Below are 1,025 nucleotides of genomic sequence, written 5' to 3' on the forward strand. Positions count from 1 at the left end.
GCTGGGCCGCGTTTTCACGCAGCGACGCCACCGTCTATCTGGTGGACATCGGTGCGCTGACGCCGGTGGACGGCGTGGCGACGACGCGGATGGCGCGGGTGCCCGCGCGCGGGGAGGCGACCAATCTCAGCCATGAAACCGAAGAGGTCATAGTGCGGTGTTCGGACGGCCAGTCGCGTTCGGGCGCGACGGTGACCTATGGCGCGGACGGGGCGGAAACCGATCGCTATTCCGAGGACACGCCGTGGGAAGCGACGCCTGCCGGCGGCATCTATGGCGCAATCAAATCCTTCGCCTGCGAGGACATGCGGCCCCAGACGGCGGCCTTCCCGACCATCCAGGCCTTCATCGCGGGCGGACGCGGCCAGTAGGCCGCGTCCGCCTTCGCCATCAGACGTCGACGGCGGCGTCCAGGGCGTTGTCCTGGATGAACTCGCGGCGGGGTTCGACCACGTCGCCCATCAGTTTGGCGAACAGGTCGTTGGCGTCTTCCTCGTGCTCGACCGAGACCTGCAGCAGGGTGCGAGCATTGACGTCCAGCGTCGTCTCCCACAACTGCTCGGGGTTCATCTCGCCCAGGCCCTTGTAGCGCTGGATCGACAGGCCCTTCTTGCCGGCGTCCAGCACGGCGGTCAGCAGGTCCAGCGGACCGCGAATGGTCGTGGACTTGTCCTTGCGGCGGTAGGTGGCGGGGGCGACGAAGACGCCGTCGAAAGCGGCTGCGCGTTCGGCCAGACGACGGGCGTCCAGCGAGCGGATCAGGGTCTCCTCCAGTACGATGGTCTCCTGCACCGCGCGACGGGTGCGGGTGAAGACCACGGCGCCCTGTTCGCCCGGCGCGCCCGTCCACTCGCCATCGCCCTCTTCGGCATAGAGATTCAGGCGCACGGCGGCGGCGGCCGAGGCGATCGCCATGTCCGAATGCTCGGCGAACAGACCGGCGAGCGCCGCCTGTTCGATGGCGAAGGCGGGGGCGCGCTGGCTGAGGCGATCGACGCTGGCGCTGAAGGCCTTGGCCTCGCGCA

At 69.0% G+C, this 1,025-nt stretch carries 1 protein-coding gene and 1 pseudogene; one reads left to right on the top strand and one right to left on the bottom strand.

Annotation, left to right across the window (positions count from 1 at the left end; genetic code table 11):
- Nucleotides 1-371 (top strand): hypothetical protein (locus tag B3T77_RS00270; protein WP_292075930.1); only part of this gene is annotated, 371 nt, incomplete at its 5' end.
- A 19-nt stretch (nucleotides 372-390) separates the two neighbouring features.
- Here the strand turns inward: B3T77_RS00270 and B3T77_RS00275 are convergent.
- Nucleotides 391-1,025 (bottom strand): annotated as a pseudogene (locus tag B3T77_RS00275) (DNA gyrase subunit B); the annotation flags it as partial.

It is taken from the genome of Brevundimonas sp. UBA7838 (assembly GCF_002500885.1).
GTDB classification, from domain to species: Bacteria; Pseudomonadota; Alphaproteobacteria; order Caulobacterales; family Caulobacteraceae; genus Brevundimonas; species Brevundimonas vesicularis_C.